This window comes from Burkholderia sp. SIMBA_051 (assembly GCF_046534915.1).
Classification (GTDB): Bacteria; Pseudomonadota; Gammaproteobacteria; order Burkholderiales; family Burkholderiaceae; genus Burkholderia; species Burkholderia ambifaria.
In genome coordinates this window covers 1-244 of sequence record NZ_JAWRXS010000737.1, presented here as the reverse complement: position 1 = coordinate 244, position 244 = coordinate 1, and the positions used below count along the sequence as shown (strand labels likewise).

Here is a 244-nt window from a genome sequence, read left to right as displayed (position 1 = left end):
ATTTCAGGAGCTCGACGCTCAAGCCGCCAAGGCGACCATCGAGGCGCCCGGCTATCTGCTGAAGATCATCCCGCACGTCGACGGTTCGCCGCGCATCCTCGAGCTGGTCGAATACCGCTGCCAGGACGTCACGATCAAGGGCGCCTGGACCGGCCCGGTCGGCCTCGAGCTGTTTTCGCACGCGCTCGCACCGCTGAAAGACCTGCCCGTGCTCGAGATTCTCTCCGGCACGCACATCCTGGCC

The 244-nt window shown here is 65.6% G+C and carries 1 protein-coding gene; it reads left to right on the top strand.

The window, feature by feature from the left end; all coding sequences use genetic code 11:
- On the top strand, window positions 1–244 hold a 244-nt coding region (locus tag SB771_RS36415; RefSeq protein ID WP_410722213.1), incomplete at both ends, for an acetoacetate decarboxylase family protein.